The 1868-nt window shown below is 73.7% G+C and carries 2 protein-coding genes; both read right to left on the reverse strand.

Going from position 1 to position 1868, the window contains the following annotated elements; genetic code table 11:
• Window positions 1–19: 19 nt before the first annotated feature.
• Window positions 20–592, reverse strand: a complete 573-nt coding sequence (locus tag AB0E96_RS40745; protein WP_359831846.1) for a MarR family transcriptional regulator — start codon at window positions 590–592, stop codon at window positions 20–22.
• A 175-nt stretch (window positions 593–767) separates the two neighbouring features.
• The gene (locus tag AB0E96_RS40750; RefSeq protein ID WP_359831848.1) at window positions 768–1799 is read right to left on the reverse strand and encodes an aminotransferase class III-fold pyridoxal phosphate-dependent enzyme; all 1032 of its coding nucleotides are present in this window, start codon (window positions 1797–1799) and stop codon (window positions 768–770) included.
• Window positions 1800–1868 lie beyond the last annotated feature (69 nt).

Below are 1868 nucleotides of genomic sequence, written 5' to 3' on the forward strand. Positions count from 1 at the left end.
GGCCGGTGGGCCCGTCCGGTCAGCGGCGGGCGCGCCGGCCGCTGCGGCGCGGGGCGGGCTCCTCGCCGTTCAGCAGCGAGCGCCGCCGCTCCTCCCCCTGCTCCTCGACCTGGAGCACCACCCGCCGCAGCCCGTCCGCGAGGCCGACGCACTCCGCGTCGCTCAGCCGCTCCGTCACGAAGGCCTCCTCCTCGTTGAACGCGGGGAACACCTCCAGCATGAACTCCTCGCCCTCCTCGGTGAGCGAGAGCAGCACCAGCCGACCGTCGGTCGGGTGGTCGGCGCGCTTCAGCAGCCCGCGCGACTCCAGGGTGCGGGACACCCCGGTCAGCGTGCCCTTGGAGATCCCCGCCTCCTCGGCGACGTGCCGGGTCTCGGACTCGCCCCAGACCCACACCACCCACAGCACCACGAAGGCGGTCCAGGTCAGGTCCGAGCCGCGCAGCACGGAGTTCTCCAGGTGCTGCCGCACGGCGGAGGCGGCCCGGTAGATGTTCGCCACCGCGGCCATCCGCTCCCGGCGGATCGCGATGCCGCCGAGCTTCGCCTGGACGAGCCGCTCCGCCTCGTTGATGGACCGCTGGCTGGGCACGGGTGCTCCCTCGTCTCGGCGTCACCGCATCGGACACGGCCTGGGCCACGGATACGGAGGTTTGGGCCCGTACCAGTGATTCAGGCATCTTAGGCCCGTCCCGCCGATCGCTCCCGCGCACGGGAGCGATCGGCGGGACGGGCCCTCGGGTGTGCCCGGCGGGTGTGCCCGCCGGTCAGGCGTGTCCGTGCAGCAGCGTCTCGCCGTCGTGCTTGCGGAGGGTGGCGGCGAGGGCGCGCAGCGCGGACACGGTCTGCGCGATCTCCTCGTCCGTCAGGTGGATGGAGGGTTCGATCCGCAGGGTGCCGGTGGCGCTCGCGGTCGGGAAGGCCCGGACGTCGTGCACCCGCAGGAGGTAGCCGGAGAAGAGGTAGCCGAGCAGGCCCGCCGCGGCCTGCTCGCGGATGATCTCCGAGGGGGAGTCGGACTGGTCGTGGAACTCCACGCCGAGCATCAGGCCCCTGCCCCGGACGTCCTTCACGACGTCCCCGAACTCCTGCCGCAGCCCGTCGAGCAGTTCGGTCAGGCGGGCGCCGCGTTCCTCGGCCAGCCGGTACGCCCGGCCGCCGTCGGCCTCCAGCAGGTCCACCGTCCGGCCGGCGATCAGCGTGGAGAAGCTGTCCTTGGCGAAGGTGGAGCTGTGGACGAGCTCGAAGTCCCGGCGGTAGCGCGAGGAGCGCACCAGGGTCAGGCCGGCCTTGGCCACGCCGCCGCCCAGGCTCTTGGCCAGGGTGAAGTAGTCGCCCTGGAGGCCCAGGTGGGAGGAGGCGAAGAAGGCGCCGGAGCGGCCCATGCCGCTCTGCACCTCGTCGACGATGATCGGGCAGTCGATCCGCGCGCAGACCGCCTGGATCCGCCGGACGGCCTCCGGGTCGAGGGGGCGGATGCCGGCCTCGCCCTGGATCGGCTCCAGGACGAACGCGCCGACGACCGGCAGGTCGCGCTCGACCACCCGCACCACGCCGTCCCCGACGGCGAGGTCGAGCAGGGTCCGCCGCTCCTCCTCGACGGTCCGCTCCAGGGCCTCCGGCTCGTCCAGCGGGACGAACCGGACCTGGGCGGCGAGGGCGCTGAACGGGGTCCGGTAGCCGGGGTTGTGGGTGAACTGGACGGTGCCGATGAGCTTGCCGTGGAAGGAGCCGGCCGGGGCGAGGAACACGGGCGGGGCGCTGCGGCGCTCGTCGTTGGCGGCGCGGAGGCGGGCCACGAGGCGGTCCAGGGGGCCGGGCCCGGGCAGCACCTACGACACCACCATGGGGGACATGCAGTGACACGG

Origin of the sequence: Kitasatospora sp. NPDC036755, assembly GCF_040636595.1 — a bacterium.
In the GTDB taxonomy this organism is placed as follows: Bacteria; Actinomycetota; Actinomycetes; order Streptomycetales; family Streptomycetaceae; genus Kitasatospora.